Below are 19,926 nucleotides of genomic sequence, written 5' to 3'. Positions count from 1 at the left end.
CGACCGGATAATCCGCCCGGCGACGCTGCACGGTGATCCCGGCGGACATTGGCCGATGACCAGGAACCGTCAGATCGGCATCAGGTAGTGCTTGCGGGGCGTCCGGTATTCGGTCTTGTCCCGCAACTGCGCCAACGCCTTCCGGAGCTGCAGCCGGGTCTCGGCGGGCTCGATCACGGCGTCGATGTATCCGCGTTCGGCGGCAAGGTACGGGGTTGCCATCATCGTGTTGTAGAAGTCGATGAAGTCGCGCCGCACCTTGTCGGCTTCGGCCGCCGACATCCCGTCGGTCTGCCGCCGCGTGAGCACCGCCGCAGCGGATTCGGCACCCATCACCGCGATCTTCGCGCTCGGCCAGGCCAAGTTGATATCGGCACCGAGCTGCTTGCAGCCCATCACCGCATACGCACCGCCGTAGGCCTTGCGCAGCACCACCGTCACCTTCGGGACGTCGGCCTCCACGTAGGCATACAGGAACTTGCCCGACCGCCGGATGGTGCCCTTCTGCTCCTCGGCGAGCCCCGGCAGGATGCCCGGTGTATCGACCAGGAAGATCAGCGGGATGCGGAATGCGTTGCAGATCCGGACGAACCGGGTCGCCTTCTCCGACGAATCGGTGTCCAGCACGCCCGACATCACCGATGGCTGGTTGGCCACCACACCCACCGATCGGCCATCCACACGCGCATAACCGGTGAGGATGTTCGGCGCGAACAGCTCGCCGACCTCGTGGAACGCACCATCGTCGAAGAGCTTGATGATGATGTCGTGCATGTCGTAGCCGGCGTTGTCGTTGTCGGGCATGAAGGCGTTCAACGACAGATCCGACTCGGTGATCTCCGGTTCCAGACCGGGGTTGATGACCGGCGGCTGCTCATACGCGCTCGACGGCATGTACTGCAGGTACTCCCGCACCCAGTCGAAGGCGGCGCGTTCGTCGGGTGCGACGTGATGGATGTTGCCCCAGCGCGCCTGGTTGTGGGCGCTACCGAGGTCCTCGGCCGAGATGTCCTCGCCGTTGACCTGTTTGAGCACATCTGGTCCGGTGACGAACATGTAGCTCTTGTCCTCGACGGCCACCAGGATGTCGGTGTTGGCCGGGGTGTAGACCGCACCGCCGGCACACTTGCCGAGGATCACCGAGATCTGTGGGGCCAGACCGGACAGCAGCAGGTTTCGACGACCCATTTCGGCGTACCACGCCAGCGAGGTGACGGCGTCCTGAATACGCGCACCGGCGGAGTCGTTGATGCCGACCATCGGGCAGCCGATCTTTCCGGCCCACTCCATCAGCGCAGACACCTTGCGGCCGAACATCTCTCCGACAGTTCCGCCGAACACGGTCTGATCGTGGGAGAACGCGGCAACTGGTCGGCCGTGCACCAGGCCGTGCCCGGTGACCACACCGTCGCCGTATCCCGAGTGCGCGGCACCCGGCATCTTGGCGAGCGCACCGATCTCGACGAAGGTGCCCGGGTCGAAGAGCATCGTCAGCCGTTCGCGCGGCGAGCAGATACCCTTCGCCTCGCGTTTGGCAATCGCCTTCTCGCCGCCGGGTTCCTGTGCCGATTCCAGCTTCTCACGCAGATCCGCCAGCTTCGCCGCGGTTGTCGCATTGGCCGGTGCTGCCGTCCCGACCTCGGTCGTGTCAGTCACGATGCTCGCTTTCTCCCACCTACCGAACTCACCGGCGTGCGTCCACTTCACGCAGTCGCCGGGTGAGATCCGCACCGATCTTGGCGATGAACGGCTCGTCGACGATCGACAGGTGATCGCCGCCGATGTGGATGATCTCCAGATCGTCCACGACCTCACCCCACCGGCCGTCTTCGTCGATGTTCGCCCACTGCGGTTCCAGTTCGATCGCACCGTCGTGCATCTTGTCGGCACGATAGAGGACCACCTTGCCGTCATAGTGGGTGGGTTCGATGTTGGTCAGCGCACGGTTGTCGAGGAACGACGTGCGCTGGTGTTCGATGATGCCGCCCGGGATCTTGGTGCCCGACATCGACATCATCTCCATGATGATCTGGAACTGCCCCTCGTCGTCGGCTTCCACGAGCCGGTCCATCGGGATCGGGATGTCATCGTCGAGATCGTAGGTCTTGACCGCGAAATCGCGCCAACGCTCGAGTCGGGCACGCTTGGTCTGTTCATTCTCCACCACGGGTTCGGATGGCCGAACCACGTCGATCAGGCCGACGAAGGAGACCTCCTCACCTTCCTCACGCAGCACCTGGGCGCACCCGTAGGCCAACGCCCCGCCCAGCGACCAGCCGATGAGCACGTACGGGCCGTGCGGCGCAACCTCGCGCAGCCGCGGCAGGTACTGGCGCACCCGCTCCTCGATGGTTCCCTCGACGCGGTCGAAGCCGATGACCGGCTGATCGTCGGGCAGCCGTTTGAGCAGCGCCTCATACGCCGAGGTGTTGCCGCCTGCCGGGTGGAAGAGCAACGCCGGCACCGGATCTCCGGCGGTCGTGTCGTAGCTCTTCTTGCCGTCGACCACCCGCAAGAAGCGCAGGAAGCCGTCGGTGTCTGCGCCCGCATCGAGGTACTCGCGGACATAGTTCGACATCTCCTCGATCGTTTCCGAGTCGAGGATGTCTTCCATGTCGATGTCGCCGCCGGTGCGCTCATTGAGACGATCGGTGAGCTGTTGGGCCACTTCTTCTTCGAGCACCGGGAGTTTGTTGAACACGCCGCCCGCCGAAGTCTTGGTGACCACCGCGTAGACGCCGAATGTCAGGCGCTCGGCCGCATCGCGCGGCGGAACGTCGGAGCCGGTGGCGTCGGCGACGGCGGCTTGGTCGGCGAGGTCGGTGGGGGTCTGGTCGGCTGGTTGCGGGGTGTTCGAGGCTTGCGGGGTCTCGATACGCTCCTCGCTAGCGCTCGTCGCTACTCGACCAGCGGTAGGGGTCTCCGTCGCCACGCCAGTAGGGGTGTCCGCCGCCACGCCAGTAGGGGTGTCCGCCGCCACGCCGTCACCGGGCGCGGCGACGTCCTTCGCGTTCTGCTCATCGATGTAGGCGTTGAGCGCCGCGGTGTCGAGTTCGCCACCGCCCGCGGCATTGTCGGCGAGGTCATCGAGCTGATCGCGGTGGGTGACCGCGAACTCGACGAATTTCACCACATCGGCGAGGTTCGCCTGACGCATCGCCTGCAGTTGCAGTTGAGGGATGTCGAACTCGAACTCGACGCGATTCTTGATCCGCACCGCCATCAGCGAGTCGAGACCCAGTTCGATCAGCGGGATCTCGCGCGGTAGGTCCTCGGGGTCGTATCCCATGGACTCGCCGACGATGATCGCCAGTCGCTGCTCGACCGTCTCACCGCTTTCCGGGTTCCATTTGTTGTCGATGTCGTCGACAATCTCGTCCTCGGTGATCACCTTGTCGTCGGCGAACACCTCGGCCGGTGACGTCTGAGCGGTCTCGACAGCCGGGGCGCTCGCCTGTTCGGGCACGGCCCCGCCCGTGACGGCCGCCTCGAACAGCAACCGGAAGTTCTTGTCCTGCTTGGCATGCACCGTCACCGACGCGCCACCCGGATGCGGGCTCAGCGTGGTCGTCACCGTGCCCGAGGCCGGGATCTGCGCATGCGTGACCACAGCTCCCACCACGGCGTCGGCCATCACCTGCGCCGCCGCAGCCCGCACCAGCTCGCGCGTATCGGCGACCGCCGAGGCGTTCACCTCCCACGCGTGCCGGCCGTCCGGCAGTGCGACGTGCGAACCCGGCACGGTTCCCGCCGAGCCGCCGCTCGCGAGCTGCGCCTTGAGCCAGAACTCCCGGCGCTCGAACCGAGTCCGCGGGATGTCGCCGAATGCGCCGGAACCGAACAGAGATCCGACGTTCACCGGATGTCCGTGCACGTACAGCTTCATCAGCGCATTGACGAGTCCGTAGCTCTCATCTTCCTTGCGTTTGAGCGTCTCCACCAGTTCGGCATCGTGCAGCCCGGCCGAGAATGTCACCGCGGCAACAGAGATCAGCACGGCGGGATTCGGCGAGAGCTCCAGGAAGGTGCGGTGCCCGTTCTCCACCGACTTCGCGATCGCCTGGCTGAACCAGACACTGTGCCGCAGCCCCTTGGTGAAGTACTCGATGGTGTGTACCGGCTCGTGGCCCGGTCGGTAGAACGTCTCCCGGTCCACCGAGCTGTAGAACCCGACGGTCGGCCGCAGCGGCTCGATACCGGTGAGCTCGTAGGCCAGTTCGCCGAGCAACGGGTCCATCTGGGAGGTGTGGCTGGCTCCCTTGGTCTGCAACTTGCGACCCAGCTTGCCCTCGGCCTCCGCGCGGGCGACGATCGCATCGACCTGCGACTCAGGGCCACCGATGACGGTGTGGGTGGGTGCCGCGTAGACGCAGATCTCGAGGTCGGGGTAGTCGACGAGGACGTCGTTGATGTTCTCGGCGCTGTACTCGACGAGCGCCATCAGCCGGATGTCGTCACCCTGCAGCATCGACTCGCCCTCGCCCATGAGGCGCGAACGCTGGCAGATGACCCGCGTCGCGTCTTCCAGGGACAACCCGCCGCTGATGTAGGAGGCGGATGCCTCGCCCATCGAATGCGGCACCAGCACACCGGGTTCGGCGCCGAAATGCCGAAGCGTGTCGGCGAGCGCAACCTGAATGGTGTAGATGCCGACCTGGCTCGTCTCGATGCCATAGGTCTGCTCGTCGTCGAGAAACATCTCGGCGATCGAATAGCCGAGCTCGCTGCGCACATACTCGTCGACCCGATCGACGTACTTCGCGAACACCGGGTTCTCGGTGTAGAGCTGTTTGGCCATCTTGCGGTGCTGCGAACCGAAGCCCGACAGCAACCACACCGCGGTTGCGGCGTCGGGCGAATCGGCCACGTAGACCAGCGGATTGCTCTTGCCCTCGGCGACCGCACGGACACCGGCGATGGCGTCGTCGTGGGTCCGCGCCATCACCACGGCACGGGAACGGCCGTGATTGCGGTGGGCCAGGGCACGACCGATGTCGACCAGCGGTGTCGTTTGTCCTGCCTCGGATTGCAGCCACACCAGCAGATCCTCGGCGGCCTTGCGGCGACGCGAGGGCAGGAATCCGGAGAGCACAAGTGGGACAACCGAGCCTTCCGCGGCGCAAGGTGCGAAGCCCTCGGCGGGGTCTTGTTCGGTCTGCTCGGCCGGGGCCTCGTCCTGCTTCGCCTGCGCGGCGAGGACGGCGCGCTCGGCCTCGGTGAGGTACTCGTCGTCGTCGAGGGCGTCGATGTCGATGTCGCCTGGTCTCGATACGGCACTCACTCCGTTCGCGCCTACTCGACCAGCGGGAAGGTCGTTCGCGCCTACTCGACCAGCGGGAAGGTCGTTCGCGTCTACTCGACCAGCGGACTCCGACTCCTCGGCAATAGGGCTCGAACCCAGATCGCTCGGCAGGACTTCGCGGACGATGACGTGCGCGTTGGTGCCACCGAACCCGAAGCCCGAGACGCCGGCGATGGCGTGACCGGAGTAGCGGGGCCAATCGCCTGCCTCCGCGTTCACCTTCAGCCCGTTCGCGTCGAACTGGATGTATGGATTGGGGCCGGAGTAGTTGAGCGAGGCTGGAATCTTGTTGTGCTGCAACGACAGGACCACCTTGGCCAGCGCGCCCGCACCGGCCGCGGACTCCATGTGACCGAAGTTGGTCTTCGCCGACCCCAGCAGAGCGGGCGCACCGACAACCCGGCCACGCCCGACCACACGACCGAGTGCGTCGGCCTCGATCGGATCGCCGAGGATCGTGCCGGTGCCATGGGCTTCCACGTAGTCGACGGTGCGCGGGTCGATCGCGGCGTCGGTGTAGGCAGCGCGCAGCACCTCCACCTGCGCCTCCGGATTCGGGGCGAACAAGCCGTTGGACCGACCGTCGGAGTTGACCGCGGAACCGGCGATCACGGCCAGCACCTGGTCGCCGTCACGACGGGCGTCGGCCATCCGCTTGAGCACCACCAGTCCGCCACCCTCGGCACGGATCATGCCGTCGGCGTCGGCGGAGAACGCCTTGATGTGGCCGTCCTTGGCCTGCGCACCGACTCGATCGAAACCGAGCGTGACCGCGGGCGTGATGATCATGTTGACGCCGCCGGCCAACGCGACCGAGCTCTCGCCCGACCGCAGGCTGCGGACCGCCTGATGCACGGCCACCAGGGACGACGAGCAGGCGGTGTCGACCGCGATGGACGGCCCGTGGAAGTCGAAGAAGTAAGAGACGCGGTTTGCGACGATCGACGTGGCCGTACCGGTCAACGCATAGGCCGCGGTCTCCTCGGCACCCTCACCGAGGCCCATCGTCGCCAGCATCTGATAGTCGTTGGTCGACGTTCCGAGGAACACACCCACCGGACCGCCCTTGAGGTCGCTGGCCGGGATGTGTGCGTGCTCGAGCGCCTCCCAGGTGAGTTCGAGCGCGAGCCGCTGCTGTGGGTCCACCATCTCGACCTCACGCGGACTCATCTGGAAGAAGTCGGCGTCGAAGCTCTTCACATCGTCGAGATAGCCACCCTTGACGTTGGACGCGGCGATGATCTCGGCGATCCGCGGGTCATCGGTGAACTCGGTCCACCGGCCCTCGGGTAGGTCACTGATGCCGTCGACGCCGCCGATCAGCGCCTCCCACGTCGACTCCGGAGTGGCGCCGGCCTTCGGGAACCGCGTCGCGAGGCCGACGATCGCGATGTCGTCGTCGGCGCTGCGCTCACGCTGCCAGAAGGTGTCGGCGACGTCGTCGAGCAGCTCGTCGGGATCACCCTCGATGATGCGCTTGGCCAGCATCGCGATGGTCGGATGGTTGTAGGCCGCAGTCGCCGTGAGGATCACGCCGGTCTTGTCCTCGACGTCGGCGGCCAAGGCGACGGCGTCACGCGAGGAGAGTCCGAACTCCTCCATCGGCCGGTCGTCGGAGATCTGTTCTGCGGGGATTCCGGTGGCGTCCGAGACCCAGGAACGCAGCCAGTCCCGAAGCTCGGCGACCGTCAGATCACCGGCGGTCTCGCCGGCGGTTCCGGTGGCATGCGACTGGTCGTCCGTGCTGGCGCCGGACTCGTCGGTATTCAGTTCAGACATCGCTTCCAGACTACTGATCGGGGATGCCTCGGCGACGCATAAGCGCCCACCTCAGGCAACGAAAATGAGCATCGACCGATGGGTGCCGCTACTGGGCGTCCGGGAACGCCGTCTGCTTGTAGCCGCCGCGCAGGCTGCCATCGATATAGGCGGTGCGGGTGGCGCGTCGCGCGATCTTGCCGCTGGACGTGCGCGGGATCGAACCGGCCGGCACCAGCAGGATGTCGCGCGCCATGACCCCGTGGCGCTGCGCGACGGCGGCACGCACGGTGTCGGCGATCTCCTGCGGGTCGTGCTTCTTGCCGGGGCCTCGCTCGGCGACGATGACCAACTGCTCCGAGGCATCATCGGCGTCGAAGGTCAGTCCACTGGTGGACTGCTCGAACACGTCGGCGGGCAGCTGGTTGGACGGCACCGAGAACGCGGCGACGAACCCGGGGCGCAGCGAGTCGCTGGCCTCCTGCGCCGAGTACTCCAGGTCCTGCGGGTAATGGTTGCGCCCGTCGACGATCACCAGGTCCTTGACACGACCGGTGATGTACAGCTCGCCGTCGAGCCACACACCGTAGTCGCCGGTGCGCATCCAGATCGCGTCGGCCGCGGTGCCCTCGGTGTGGCTGCCGTCGGCAAGCGGGTTGGTGATGCGGTTGTGGAAGGTCTGCTCGGACTCCTCCGGCTTGTTCCAGTAACCGGCACCGATGTTGATGCCGTGCAGCCAGATCTCGCCAACGTGGCCGTCGGCCTGCTCGGTGGCCGTCTCCGGGTCGACGATCGCGGCCCATTGACTCAGCGCGACCTGCCCACACGACACCTGCGCAACGGCGTTGTCCGCGTGCTGGTCGACGACCTTGAACCGGCCGGCGTTGAGCTCGTCGCGGTCGACGTAGATGACCTTCGCCTCGTTCTCGCGCTGCGTGGCGGAGACGAACAGGGTCGCCTCTGCCATGCCGTAGCAGGGCTTGATGGCCGTCTTCGGCAGACCATACGGCGCGAAGGCGTCGTTGAACTTCTTCATCGAGCTGACGGTGACCGGCTCGGAGCCGTTGATCAGGCCGATGACGTTGGACAGGTCGAGGTGTTCGCCCTCCTTGGGCAGACCACGTGCCGCGGCATGCTCGTAGGCGAAGTTCGGGGCGGCGGCGTAGGTGGGCGCGTTGTCGGACTCGGCGGCGAGTTCCTTGATCCAGCGGCCCGGTCGGCGCACGAATGCCTGCGGACTCATGATGGTGATGTACTTACCGCCCAGCGCAGGCAGGATCACCGTCAGCAAGCCCATGTCGTGGAACATCGGCAGCCAGGTCACGCCGCGGGCATTGCGGTCGATCTCGATGCAGTCGTAGATCTGCAGCACGTTGGCGGCGACGGCCTGATAGGTGATCTCGACGCCGGCGGGCACGCGGGTCGACCCCGACGTGTACTGCAGATAGGCGACGGTGTCCTTGTTGTGGTCGGTGCCGGCGACGGGAGCGACCCAGCTCGAACCGACGGAATCCGGCACGGCATCCACGGCAATGACCCGTGGGCGTTCCTTGGCCGGCAGCGGCTTGAAGAAGTCCCGGACCGCCTCGGCCGATTTGGTGGAGGTCAGGATCGCAGTGGGCTTGCAGTCCTCGAGAACGGCGTGCAGCCGATCGGTGTGGCCGGGCTCGTCCGGCGAGAACAGTGGCACGGCGACATTGCTGGCGTAGAGCGCGGAGAAGAAGCCGATCACGTACTCGAGCGACTGCGGGGCGAGGATGGCGACCCGGTCACCCGGCTTGGTGACCTGCTGCAGACGTGCCGCGACGGCACGCAGACGCTTCCCGAACTGCGCCCAGGTCAGGTCTTGGGCCTCGCCGTCACGCTCGCGGCTGTAGTCGATGAAGCGATACGCGAGGGTGTCGGCCTCTTCACGTACGTTGCGTTCGACGTAGTCGACGAGCGTCGCGTCCTCGGTGAAGTGGATCTGTCCGTTCTCATCGAGGAACTGCTCAAATTCAGTGTTCAACATCCATTACTCCTGTGGCCCCTCGTGGACCGCGCTCTACCTCCCCGATCGCTGGCACGTCCCCCGTCATGCCATCGACCCACGCTTTCCACGCCCGTCCGTACTACCGCGGTCACGGTAGTCCAAATTGTTACCCGTTCGAAATGCTCGTGATCGTCAACCGCACCTTCGCGCTCGCACACACCGGGCATAAACCGCGGTCAGCCAGCGTCGATGCCCGCTCAGCGCGTCAAGTGCATTCAGGCCGTCGACAATGCTACTCCCCCTTGAGAAGCGAGATGACCGGCGCAAACGCGTCCATCTGCGTCGGGAAGACACCGACATAGGACATCGAGGTACGCCGACGCACCTCGCGGATCTGCTCGGCGATCTCCTCGAATGTGCCCATCGCCAGATACGGCGAGGCCATCACGTCGTCGACGGTGAACTCGCAGTCGCGTTCGATGTTGGGCGGATAGCCCTGTTCCAGGGCTTTCAACGCCATCTCGGCGGTGGCCTCGCGGTCGTCGGTGATGACGATGACCGCGATCGTCCAGTTGAGTTCGATGTCGTCGAACCGGTCGCCGGCGACCTCGCGGATCCGGTCGACTCGCTGCGCGGTCTTCTCGATCGTCATATCCGACAGCCGCATCTTGCCCTCGCGTGTCGTCGACGGCGCAACCGAAATGATGTCGGCATGCTTGGCCGCCAGTGCGAGCATCTTGGGCCCGCCACCGCCGACGGCGATCGGTGGCCGTGGGCCTTGCCGCGGTCGTGGCGATCCCTCGAGCCCGTTGATCTGGTAGAACTCGCCCGCGAAGTCGACGGTCTCGCCCCGCATCAGGCCATCGAGGATGGTGAGCGCCTCGTCGAGGCGCCGGATGCGGACACCGGGTGACTCGAACTCGATGCCGGCCTTGTCGAACTCTTCTTTCATCCACCCGGCGCCGATGCCCAACTCCAGGCGTCCCTTGGAGAGCACGTCGATCGTGGTGGCCTCTTTGGCGACCATTGCCGGATGGCGCCAGCCGTTGGCCAGCACCGATGTCGCCAGCCGGATGGTCGAGGTGGCCTGGGTCAGCGCGCCGAGCGAGGCGATGGGTCCGACCTGGTTGCCCAGGTGATCGGGCACCGCGAAGGTGTCGTAGCCGTACTCCTCGGCGGTCTGGGCGAGTTTGACGAACTTGCGCGCGCCACCCTCGTCCTTGTTGCCCTCACCACCGGCACCGAACCGGAACGGGCGCAGCTCCCCGGTCTCGCTCATTCACTGTCTCCTCATGCGCATGGTGCGCGTCTGCCCCCAGCGCAAGTCCCTGCGCATCGCGGGTATCGGTAGCCCGATCGCCCAATCACGGTAATGCAGGGCCAACACACCGCCAAACAGATCGCGGACATGCCCCGGCGGATAGTCGAGAATGCCACAACTGGGTCCATTGACCCACTCCGTGACCTGCGCGTTTTCGGGCCGGCGTGAGACGTGTCGCGTTTCACTCACGACGATGCGGGTACGGACACCGATATGACCGCAACAGTCGAACCCGTCCGCATCGTCATCGTGGGTGCCGGCTTCGCCGGCTTCGAGACCACCCGGCGCCTGCTGCGCCATCAGCGCTCGTCGACCGACCATCCGATTCGGGTCACCGTGATCTCGCCGGATGACTTCATGCTCTACACACCGCTGCTGCCCGACGTCGCCGGTGGGCTGCTCGATCCGCGATTCGTCGCCGTCCCGTTGGCCGACAGCCTGCCAGAAGCCGACCTCATCGCCGGCCGCGTGGAGAAAGTGGATCTGGCCGCTCGGACACTCGAGGTGCACAACCGCGAAGACGCCGTCGAAACCGTCGCCTACGACCGACTGGTGCTGACCCCCGGCTCGGTCACCCGACTCTTCGACATCCCCGGCCTCGCCGAACACGCCCGCGGGCTCAAGACCACCACCGAGGCGTTGTATCTGCGCGATCAGCTGCTCGAGCAGCTCGAATTGGCGTCGCGCGAAACCGATTCGGCGGTTGCCCGGGCACGACGCACCGTCGTGGTGGTGGGCGCGTCCTATGCCGGCGCCGAACTGACCGCACAGTTGCGCGCGTTGGCCGACGAGGTCGCCCGGCAACGTGATTTCGACCCGCAGGAGGTTCGTTTCGTGCTGCTCGACATGGCCGACCGGGTGATGCCGGAGGTGGGCGAGAAGCTCGGCGACAAGGTGCTCGAGGTGTTGCGCTCGCGCGGCATCGACGTGCGGTTGGGCACCACCATCGACCGGTTGACCGATGAGGTCGCCGAGCTGAGCGACGGCACGACGGTTGCCACGCACACCGTCGCGTGGGCCGCCGGAGTCAGCGCCAACCCCCTCATCGAGTCCCTCGGATTGCCCACGGAGAAGGGGCGACTGACGGTGCGCACAGACCTGTCGGTCCCCGACCACCCCGACGTCTTCGCAGCCGGCGACGCGGCGGCCGTGCCGGACACCACGAAGTCGGATTCGGCGGCGATCACACCGCCGACCGCCCAGCACGCCGTGCGTCAGGGCAAGGTGCTCGCACGCAACGTGCTCGCCTCGATCGGCACCGGGACTTCGACGAACTATCGACACAACGATCTCGGCCTGGTCGTCGATCTGGGGCCGCGGTTCGCGGTGGCCAATCCGGTCGGTGTGCACCTGTCCGGCTTCGCGGCCAAGGCAGTCACCCGCGCCTACCATCTGTTCTCGCTGCCCCGTGGCGCCAACCGCATGGCGGTGGCGGCGGCCTACCTGGGCGACGCCGTCTATCCGCGCCCGCTGGTGTCGTTCGGGCTCGTCAGTGCCGAGGAGGCATCCTTTGCGCGCAGTCAGGGCATCCGGATGTCAGACACCGAGTGACGCCCGTCGTCGCTCAGTTGTGGGCGGGGCGGGGTGCGTCGGAGATGACGCTGCTGGCCCAGCCGTACATCCACTGGGTGGCCGACGTCCCGTCGAGCGACCAGTAATCGGTGGTCGCATACATCGCGTGCACGGGGTTGTCGATCGCACCGGCGAGCTGGCTGACCGCCCGGATCGGGTTGGTGATGGTCGGCGAGTCGCAGATCAGATCGCCGGGGGCGCAGATGGACTGCACCCGATCGGCGAGCTCACCGAATCCGCCGGCACGCGGCCCGGTCATGGTGATGCCGGGCACGAGTCGACCCATCCCGGCCAGTGCGACCTCGGCTCCCACACCCTCCGGGGAGGGACCGATGTCGTTCTGCTTGCCCGATTCACGGCGGCCGTCGGCGATCAGCCCCACACCCAGCACCAGATCCTGGTCGGAGGCGTCCAGCACGCCGCGCCCGTTACCGATGTTGCTGGCCAGGTCGCCGGCGATCACCGCGCCCTGCGAGAAGCCCATGATCACGTACCGCGTCAGCGGACAATTCCGGTTGGTCTGGATGATCTTGCCGGCCGCCCGTTTGTAACCCTGCGAGCGAGAGAAATCGTAGTCACGCTGCCGGTCGGCCAGATTGGTCGGATTCCGGAACTGCGCCACGTAGGGCACGGTGTAGACGCTCGTGCGCGACGACGGGAACTCGTCGGCGAGCGCACCGGAGACCCGCAGCATCAACGACTGCGGATTCGCAGTCGGTGTGTAGGGATCGTCGTCCGCCGACGACTCCCAGGTACCGGGTATGACCAGGGTGAGCACGTCCGGGCAGTCGGCCGACTGCGCATCGGGCCGCTCCTTTGGTTCGGTGGTCGACTCTCCCGGGCCGATGGGAATCCGTGGCGGGCCTGGCTGCAGCAACACGATCACCAACACCACGATCAGGATGATCGCGACGACCGCGAGCAGCGCCAGGAACAGCAGCATCCTCGGCAGTCGCCGCTTACGACGCTGCGATCTCCGTGCGCTCACCTATCAGCAGTAATTCTCGTCGGCGGCCTTGATGACCTTGTCGGCCTTGGTGTTGGCCTCGACGACGGTGTCGGTGCCCGGTCCGACCGACGCGGTAACGAATGCCTTCACGGTCACCGGGTCGGTGCCCTTCTTGCGTTCATTGCACACGTACTCGGCCATCGTGAGGGCCACCGAATTGTCGGTGTCACCCATGAACGTGACGTTGTCGGCCTTCAGCGCCGCCAAATACGCCTTGCCCTTCGGCCCGATCTCCTGCCCGTCGGGTCCGGGGAAGCTCTGCGGGACGCCGGTGCCGGGTTCGGGTGCCGTTGCCGGCAATGCCGTCCCGCCCGGCTCCTGCGGCGCCGGTTCGTCGGGGGCGTCGGAGTCCGCGGTCTCTTCGGCCGAGGCCGTCGTCGACGGAGCCGCCGATGACGACGGCGTCGTCGAATACATCGAGGTGGTCGTCACCGGGTTGCTCGTGATCGGGGCCGTGGCCGTCGAGTCGTCGGAGCACGCCGACACCGAACCCACGGTGAGCGCGAGTCCCGCCGCGACCATCGCGAGTTGCAGAAACTTTCGGGTCATCGTCACTTCCTCGTCGCACCCGGCCCGGACGTCGTCGTCGGAGTCGGGTTCTCACACCTGCTGCCGCGGTCCGCTCCTGCGATCCGCCTGGCGTCAGGCTACCGTCTCCGCGGTGAGTCGCTTGCCACCCGACCCACCCCACCAGCAGAAACGTGCCGCTTACTCAGTGAAGTCTCAGCACCGGCGACGGCTCCCGTTCAGCTTGGGCCGTCGCCGGGTGCGAGAGGTCACTTGGTGACCTTCGCTCCATCCTTGGCCGTCCAGACGATCCGGCCGTGCTCGAAGGTGTTGACGCGCCCCTTGCCGTCGCGGGTGGGCATCTCGTCACTGGTCGGCAGACCCAGCTTGCCGCCCGGCCCGCCGGCGGCGACGTACTCGCCGCCGATGCCGCCGCCGACCATCTTGGGCCCCTTCGGACCGGTGATGACCCGCCCACCGCGGAAGTCCTGTGCCTTGCCACCCGGTACGCCGTAGACCGGTGTCAGGCATTCACCGAGAACGTCCTTGTTGACGTTGTAGGCCTTCGCGAAGCCGACCTTGCACGCCGGGTGATCGTTCATCAGGCCCAGGGCGCCCGCGGCCTGCGGCCACGACTGCTGCATCTCGAACTGCCAGTACGGCCAGGTGTGCGTCCCAGAAGGACGGTAGACCGCCTGACCGGGGATGCCCAGCTGGTTGAGCTTGATGGCGAACTGCTGCGAGGTCACTCGGCTGAGGATCTCCAGTCCGACACCCGAATAGTTGGTGGCCAGCATCGGGATGTCGGACGGCTTGTCGTGCGGGCCGACCAGTCCGTTGCCCGACGACACGTACAGGCTGGTGCCGCGCAGCTTCTCGGCCAGCAAGTACGGGTCATGCTCCTTCCAGGCCGGGTCGCTGGGCGGGCCGAACATCTTCATCGAGTCGTAGCCGCCACCGTCGCGCAACGCGAACTGGATCGCCTGCGGCATTCCGTAGGAGGTCATCTGCAAGATGCCCGAGTAGGACGCGGCGTACTTGTAGAAACCGGGGTTGCGGGCGGCCAGCATCATCGCCGCCGAGCCACCCATCGACAGGCCCTGGATGCCGCGGACGTCGGTGGAGCGCCAGTCGCCCTCCAAGATCGGCGGGAGCTCGGACTGCAGAAACGTCTCCCACTTGTAGTTCTTGCCCTTGTCGGGTTCTTTCCAGTCGGTGTAGAAGCTGGACTCGCCGCCGATCGGGAGCACCACGTTGACGTTCTTGTCGCGGTAGAAGTCCTCGATGTTGGTGTTGATGATCCAGCCACTCTGGTCTTCTTGTGCCCGCAGACCGTCGAGGGTGATCAGCTGCGGGAACTTCTCCTTCGGCTTGGCCCACCAGTCACGGGCCAGCAGCAGCTGGACCTGGATGTTGGTTCCCATCGCCGGCGAGTCGACCCACAGCGCGACACGGCGGTCGGTGTACCAGAAGGTGTTGGTCACCCGCGCGGGTTGGCTAGCGGCGACCGGGGCCGGTGGGGCCGACTCGGCCGCCGGCGGTGCTGCCGGCGCGGGGGCCGATGGCTGCACCGCGGGCGCGCCGGGCGCCGGGGCCGGCTCGGCGCCGGCGGGGATCGTGGGGGCGGCGAGCACCAGGACCGCGGCGGCCGCTGCCGCCGCACCGGTCGCCCACCGTCGGGCGGTGCCGGATCGACCGCTCTGACCTCGGTGCCCCCGGACGCCGTGCCCCCGAACATCGTCGGTCGTGTTCCGCGCGCTGCGCGCCACGACATACCGAACCACTTGCCAGTTCACCCTCTGACTCCTTCACACCACCTGAGCATCACGGCGTTTGACCAGGTGAGCGAGTAACTCTTTCCCCAGAAGTCACATCAACCCCACAGACAACAAAACGCCCTACGTGTTTCTTACACGTAGGGCGTTCTGTTTTGCGTGCGCCACGCTGTTACGCGTGGGATTTCTGTGACTGATGTTGTCCTGCGGTGCGATCGCCGGTCAACTCAGCGGAAGAACCCGCGATTCTTGGCGTTCCAGAGCATGTCCTGCCAGTAGCCCCAGGCGTGGGTGCCGTTGGAGTAATAGGTCATCAGCGGCAGTCCCTGGACCAACGCGGCCGCCTCGAAGGCCTTGGCCTGGGTGAAGGCGAGGACCTCGAGCGTCGAGCCCTTGAACAGGTCGTCGAAAACGTTCGGCAGCGAGTTGTATTGTCCGAACAGGCCGTTACCGGACCCGATGAAGATCTTCATACCGTGCATGCGGTTGATGTTCATGAACGGGTCGTTGGAGATCCATCGCGGGCTCCACGGCGGGCCCCACATGCTGTCGATGTTCCACGGCTTGGGGTCGACGTCGAACATCGCCAGTCGCAGCGCGGTGCGCATACCGGGCGCGTTCAGGAAGTTGTAGCCCGACAGCGACGCCGCGCGGTCGAAGTTGTGGCGGTTCTGCGCACCGATGACGAGGGCGGCATTACCGCCCGACGACAGACCGGCGATGGCGTACTTACGGCTCGCGCCGACCCGGAACCCGCGGCGGTCCAGTTCGCGGACCAGCGAGCGGGTGATGACGCAGTTCCACATGTAGCGGTACGGCTGGTTGTTGAAATTGCTGGGTGCGTCCCAGTCGGAGTAGAAGCTGGCCGGCCCACCGATGGGTTCCACCACGTTGACGCCGGAGCGCACCATCTCCTGGACGTTGGTGTTGATCTCCCAGCCGCTGTAGTCGTACTGGGCGCGCATGCCGTCGAGCAGGATCGCGGTCTTGTAGTTACCGGGACGCTTCCAGGCACGCACCTTCACGTTGGGCATGCCACATCCGTTGACCCAGAACTCCTGCTTGCCGATCTGGGTGCCACCGATCCGGGCGCTCGCGTCACCGGCACCGCCGATCACACCGGCCAGGCCGATCACGGTCGCCATCGCGATGATTGCCGCGACGGCTCGGTTTCGCGCCCAACCGGCTCTTGGCGGCCTGGCAGCAGCTTCACGCATCGACTGATATCTCCCTCTGTCATCCGGCGGGACGGGACAACATTCCCGAACCGCCGAATCCTCCTACGACACCCGGCCGCTGACATCCCCCGACGGCGCTGCGGGCGCACTCGCCCCGGCACGCGAAGCGATCGCGCGCCGAACAGCCCACATTCGGCCGTTGAGCACCGTTTCGGGAGCCTATTGCATCCCCCCAACGCTGACAAACGCTGTGACTGCTCTCACATCCGCTCGTCGGCGAGCCGTTATGCAATCAGCACACGGGTGTCCTGGTCACGTTGATCTATCGACCAAGTCGGGCCGAACGTTACCGATTCGAGATATTGATGGGCAAACCGGGCCTTCGTGACGGGCCTCCGCACGCTCCGGCCCTCCTCAGGCAGCGTATTCAGCGGACTTCCACACGCGTCGGCCCCTCGCGGATGAGGTGAACGGTCAGCGCGGATGGATGCGGGGCGGCATCTGCAACCCACAGCGCGCGATCTCGTACTCGGGCTCACGTTCGATCCGGTAGTCGGTGAACGTGAACGACTCCTTGAGATTGCGTTTGAACCGTTCCCATGTCCACGCCGCCTCGTACGAGTCGAAACGATCCTGGGTTTCCGGGCATCTCAGCGCCACCTGCGCCTGCCGCACCAGGTCCTCGTCGAGATAACCCGGCAGGACCGGCTTGCGCGGGTAGGCTCCGGCCTCCGCGACGACCCATTCCGAGGGCAACACCTTGTCGTGACCGATCCGGCCGTCCTCGAGGCGCTCGGTGTGCGCGGCGAGCGGATATGCCAGGCCCATCTGGTCGATGACACGGACGTCGAGTGGCGCGTTCATACTCGTCATCCCCAGATTGAGGAAATAGACGGTGAGCTTGCGGTCCTCGGGCGCGATATTGCCGGGCAGCTTTGCGATGTACCACTCGTCGTAATTGAACGACGGCAGGATCACTCCGCCCTCGTCGTGGTAGCGCTCGATCCACTCGGCCATCGCTCCCATACGCGGGTAATCGAGATAGTCCTCGGCAGTCACCGGGTTCTCGTTGCCCATGTTGGTGACGTAGAAGCGACGCTCGTCGACGATGCCGCTCCGGCCGATGTCGGTGCCGGCGTTGGGCAGCACGTTGTGGCTGCACACCGCGGCCCACGCGACGATGGTCACCCAGAACGCGCCCATGATCACCGACCCGGCGAGCTGTACCCGCGTCCGACGCCGCACGGCGGTATCGGTGCCGGTATCCGAGCGCCATGCCGCGCGCACGTGCGCCGGAATGGTCACCGGCACCACCATCAACGGCAGCAGCAAGGTGAACAACGGGACCAGTAGAACGCGACCGTGCATGAAGTCGCCGCCCTGCCGAATCCAGTAGATGCCGCCGATCAGACCGGCCAGCATCACGGTGACCGTCACCGCGGAGGGACTGTGTAGGGCGGCCGACCAGGACGCCACCCGCTGCCGCCAGGTGAGTCGGACGGACTCGCCGGGCTCCGGCGTCGGCCGCCCGCCCGCGAGACGTCGGCCGCCGACGATGAAGATGCCGGTCACGACGATCAGGACGACGGGCAGCAACAGCACGTACGGTCCGAACAAATTGGCCAGATAGAGCAACCCTTGATGCCACTTGGCGCCGCTGGCGTCCTTGGCCACGGCCGGGTTGGGCACCAGCAACGCGTAGTAACCCATCCGGAAGATCTGATAGCCCACCGGCAGCACCGCGGCCACCACGATCATGCCGATCCGCGTCGGCCACGAGGTGGGTGCGAGTATCACCAGTAGCAAGACCAGTCCGCCGAGAATCGTCAGTTCCGGCCGGATCAGCGGCGCCAGACCGGCGGTGAACGCCAAGGTCAGCGTCGCGGCCCGCTGCCACCGCGACGGGTCGGTGACCGGGCGTCTGCTCCACGCCACCAACTGACCCCACAGGACCGCCACCCAGAAGATGCACAGGCCGTTCTCCAGACCGCTGGTCGCGAAGTCCCGGGCCGGCGGCAGCGCGACGTAGGCGATCACGCCGAACGGCAGCAACAGCGTCCAACCGTCCCCGGTCAGTCCACCAAGGCGGGTGCGATACAGCCGTGCGGTGGCATACATGGCGATCGGGATCGCCGCGACCGACAGCACCAGCGCCACCCAGAGGGCGACGTACTCGAGCTGACCGTCGGTGACCCAGGCCCAGAACCAGAGCACGTAGGTCCAGGCGGTCGAGGTGTTGGCCTCGACGCGTTCGCCGACATTGAAGACCGGGCCGTTGCCTGCGAACAGGTTGCGCAGCGTACGCAGCACGATCAGTCCGTCGTCGGCGATCCAGCGTCGCTGCCACACCCCGATGGTGAACAGCGTGGTGACCGTGATCGTGCCGATCAGAAAACTGATGACGGGCACCCACTGACGGGCACCCCAGCTGCCGAGGCCACGGCCCGTGTCGGCGCCTGTCGTCAGCTCGGTGGCGACTGTCGATTCGGTGTCAGGGTTCCGCTCGGTGGCACGGCTCGGCTCGCTGCCGGGGTCCGACTCGGTGACGGGGATCGCCTCGGTGGGGGCGTCGGCTGCCGCGTCGCCGACCTCACCGCCCTCGGAAGACCCCAGGTCAGGAGACCGCATAGACCGCGACACCAACACACACCAACCAGGCGACGGCCAGCAACTGCAGGACGCGGTCACCGAGCGCGATCTCTTCGGGCTCCCCGGCCTGACCACCGTCGATGTCGACGGCGTAGCGCAGGATCGCGATCGTGAACGGCACCATCGACACGGAGTAGGCGACATTCGTGTCGGCGTTGTCGAAGGCCCAGAGGCCGTAGAAGATCACCACCGCGGTCGCCGACAAGGTCCACACGAACCGCAGGTAGGTGGTGGTGTAGTACTGCAGCGCCTTGCGGATCTTGGCGCCGGTCCGCTCGGCCAGCTGCAGCTCCGCGTACCGCTTGCCGGCAGCCATGAACAGCGACCCGAACGCCATCACCAGCAGGAACCACTGCGACAGCTCGATCTCGGCGGCGACACCTCCGGCGATAGCACGCAGCAGGAAGCCCGACGAGACAATGCAGATGTCGATGACCGGCTGGTTCTTCCAGCCGAAGCAGTAGCCGAGCTGGATGCCGAGGTAGATGGCGATGACGACCGCCGTCTCCCAGTTGGCGAGCAGCGAGATCCCCAGCGCCGCCACCGCGAGCACCACCGCCAGACCGTAGGCCAGCGGCACCGGCACCACACCCGCGGCGATCGGGCGGAAACGTTTGGTCGGATGATTGCGGTCGGATTCGACGTCGCGAGCATCGTTGACCAGATATATGGACGACGCGACCAGGCAGAACGCGACGAAGGCGATGGCGACGGGCCCGAGCACATCGCCCTCGCCCACGCTGCCCGCCGCCAACGGCGCGGCGAGAACGAGGACGTTCTTCACCCATTGCCGCGGGCGGACCGCCTTGATCAGGCCGGTCGCCAGATTCTTCGGCGGTGCCAGCACCGGTTCATGCTCGATCGGCTCTTCGCTCATGTCCTC

Annotated in this window: 11 protein-coding genes; 1 reads left to right on the top strand and 10 read right to left on the bottom strand. The window is 66.3% G+C overall.

Going from position 1 to position 19,926, the window contains the following annotated elements:
- Positions 1–69 precede the first annotated feature (69 nt).
- The 4 genes from ACIGKQ_RS10235 to ACIGKQ_RS10220 form a co-directional block, all read right to left on the bottom strand.
- Positions 70–1,656: an acyl-CoA carboxylase subunit beta gene (locus ACIGKQ_RS10235; protein ID WP_235723318.1), complete on the bottom strand. Its 1,587-nt coding sequence runs from the start codon at positions 1,654–1,656 to the stop codon at positions 70–72.
- Between the two features lie 28 nt (positions 1,657–1,684).
- A complete protein-coding gene (pks13, locus tag ACIGKQ_RS10230) occupies positions 1,685–7,081 on the bottom strand; it encodes a polyketide synthase Pks13 (protein ID WP_396573495.1) in 5,397 nt (1,798 codons plus the stop codon).
- An 88-nt stretch (positions 7,082–7,169) separates the two neighbouring features.
- A complete protein-coding gene (gene fadD32, locus ACIGKQ_RS10225; protein WP_396573494.1) occupies positions 7,170–9,071 on the bottom strand; it encodes a long-chain-fatty-acid--AMP ligase FadD32 in 1,902 nt (633 codons plus the stop codon).
- Positions 9,072–9,324: 253 nt separating this feature from the next.
- Positions 9,325–10,311 carry an LLM class F420-dependent oxidoreductase gene (locus tag ACIGKQ_RS10220; RefSeq protein WP_266063535.1) on the bottom strand — a complete coding sequence of 329 codons (987 nt, stop codon included), beginning with the start codon at positions 10,309–10,311 and terminating at the stop codon, positions 9,325–9,327.
- Between the two features lie 255 nt (positions 10,312–10,566).
- On the opposite strand from ACIGKQ_RS10220, the gene ACIGKQ_RS10215 reads away from it, so the two are divergent.
- The gene (locus tag ACIGKQ_RS10215; RefSeq protein ID WP_266063534.1) at positions 10,567–11,904 is read left to right on the top strand and encodes an NAD(P)/FAD-dependent oxidoreductase; all 1,338 of its coding nucleotides are present in this window, start codon (positions 10,567–10,569) and stop codon (positions 11,902–11,904) included.
- 13 nt (positions 11,905–11,917) lie between these two features.
- On the opposite strand, the gene ACIGKQ_RS10210 is transcribed toward ACIGKQ_RS10215, so the two are convergent.
- From ACIGKQ_RS10210 to ACIGKQ_RS10185, 6 genes are all read right to left on the bottom strand, one after another.
- On the bottom strand, positions 11,918–12,868 hold the full coding sequence (locus ACIGKQ_RS10210) for a cutinase family protein (protein WP_268900160.1): 951 nt from the start codon (positions 12,866–12,868) through the stop codon (positions 11,918–11,920).
- 48 nt (positions 12,869–12,916) lie between these two features.
- Positions 12,917–13,483, bottom strand: a complete 567-nt coding sequence (locus ACIGKQ_RS10205) for a DUF732 domain-containing protein (RefSeq protein WP_235723312.1) — start codon at positions 13,481–13,483, stop codon at positions 12,917–12,919.
- 227 nt (positions 13,484–13,710) lie between these two features.
- Positions 13,711–15,075 (bottom strand): alpha/beta hydrolase-fold protein, encoded by a 1,365-nt coding sequence (locus ACIGKQ_RS10200; protein ID WP_396573597.1) that lies wholly within the window; start codon positions 15,073–15,075, stop codon positions 13,711–13,713.
- A gap of 368 nt (positions 15,076–15,443) precedes the next feature.
- Positions 15,444–16,433, bottom strand: a complete 990-nt coding sequence (locus ACIGKQ_RS10195) for an alpha/beta hydrolase family protein (RefSeq protein WP_235723311.1) — start codon at positions 16,431–16,433, stop codon at positions 15,444–15,446.
- Between the two features lie 435 nt (positions 16,434–16,868).
- The gene (zomB, locus tag ACIGKQ_RS10190) at positions 16,869–19,022 is read right to left on the bottom strand and encodes a flagellar motor control protein ZomB (RefSeq protein ID WP_396573493.1); all 2,154 of its coding nucleotides are present in this window, start codon (positions 19,020–19,022) and stop codon (positions 16,869–16,871) included.
- Positions 19,009–19,920 (bottom strand): decaprenyl-phosphate phosphoribosyltransferase, encoded by a 912-nt coding sequence (locus ACIGKQ_RS10185; protein WP_235723309.1) that lies wholly within the window; start codon positions 19,918–19,920, stop codon positions 19,009–19,011. Before ACIGKQ_RS10185 ends, zomB begins: the two co-directional genes overlap by 14 nt.
- Between the last annotated feature and the right edge of the window lie 6 nt (positions 19,921–19,926).

Origin of the sequence: Gordonia sp. NPDC062954 (assembly GCF_044543825.1) — a bacterium.
GTDB classification, from domain to species: Bacteria; Actinomycetota; Actinomycetes; order Mycobacteriales; family Mycobacteriaceae; genus Gordonia; species Gordonia tangerina.
The sequence above is the reverse complement of the archived record's forward strand: the minus strand, read 5'-3'. Positions and strand labels throughout refer to the sequence as shown.

Bases quoted from the DNA above. Each gene is read 5' to 3' on its own strand.
- fadD32 (WP_396573494.1), bottom strand. From the start codon at position 9,071: ATGTTGAACACTGAATTTGAGCAGTTCCTCGATGAGAACGGACAGATC.
- zomB (WP_396573493.1), bottom strand. From the start codon at position 19,022: ATGCGGTCTCCTGACCTGGGGTCTTCCGAGGGCGGTGAGGTCGGCGAC.
- pks13 (WP_396573495.1), bottom strand. From the start codon at position 7,081: ATGTCTGAACTGAATACCGACGAGTCCGGCGCCAGCACGGACGACCAG.
- ACIGKQ_RS10185 (WP_235723309.1), bottom strand. From the start codon at position 19,920: ATGAGCGAAGAGCCGATCGAGCATGAACCGGTGCTGGCACCGCCGAAG.
- ACIGKQ_RS10210 (WP_268900160.1), bottom strand. From the start codon at position 12,868: ATGCTGCTGTTCCTGGCGCTGCTCGCGGTCGTCGCGATCATCCTGATC.
- ACIGKQ_RS10205 (WP_235723312.1), bottom strand. From the start codon at position 13,483: ATGACCCGAAAGTTTCTGCAACTCGCGATGGTCGCGGCGGGACTCGCG.
- ACIGKQ_RS10220 (WP_266063535.1), bottom strand. From the start codon at position 10,311: ATGAGCGAGACCGGGGAGCTGCGCCCGTTCCGGTTCGGTGCCGGTGGT.
- ACIGKQ_RS10215 (WP_266063534.1), top strand. From the start codon at position 10,567: ATGACCGCAACAGTCGAACCCGTCCGCATCGTCATCGTGGGTGCCGGC.
- ACIGKQ_RS10195 (WP_235723311.1), bottom strand. From the start codon at position 16,433: ATGCGTGAAGCTGCTGCCAGGCCGCCAAGAGCCGGTTGGGCGCGAAAC.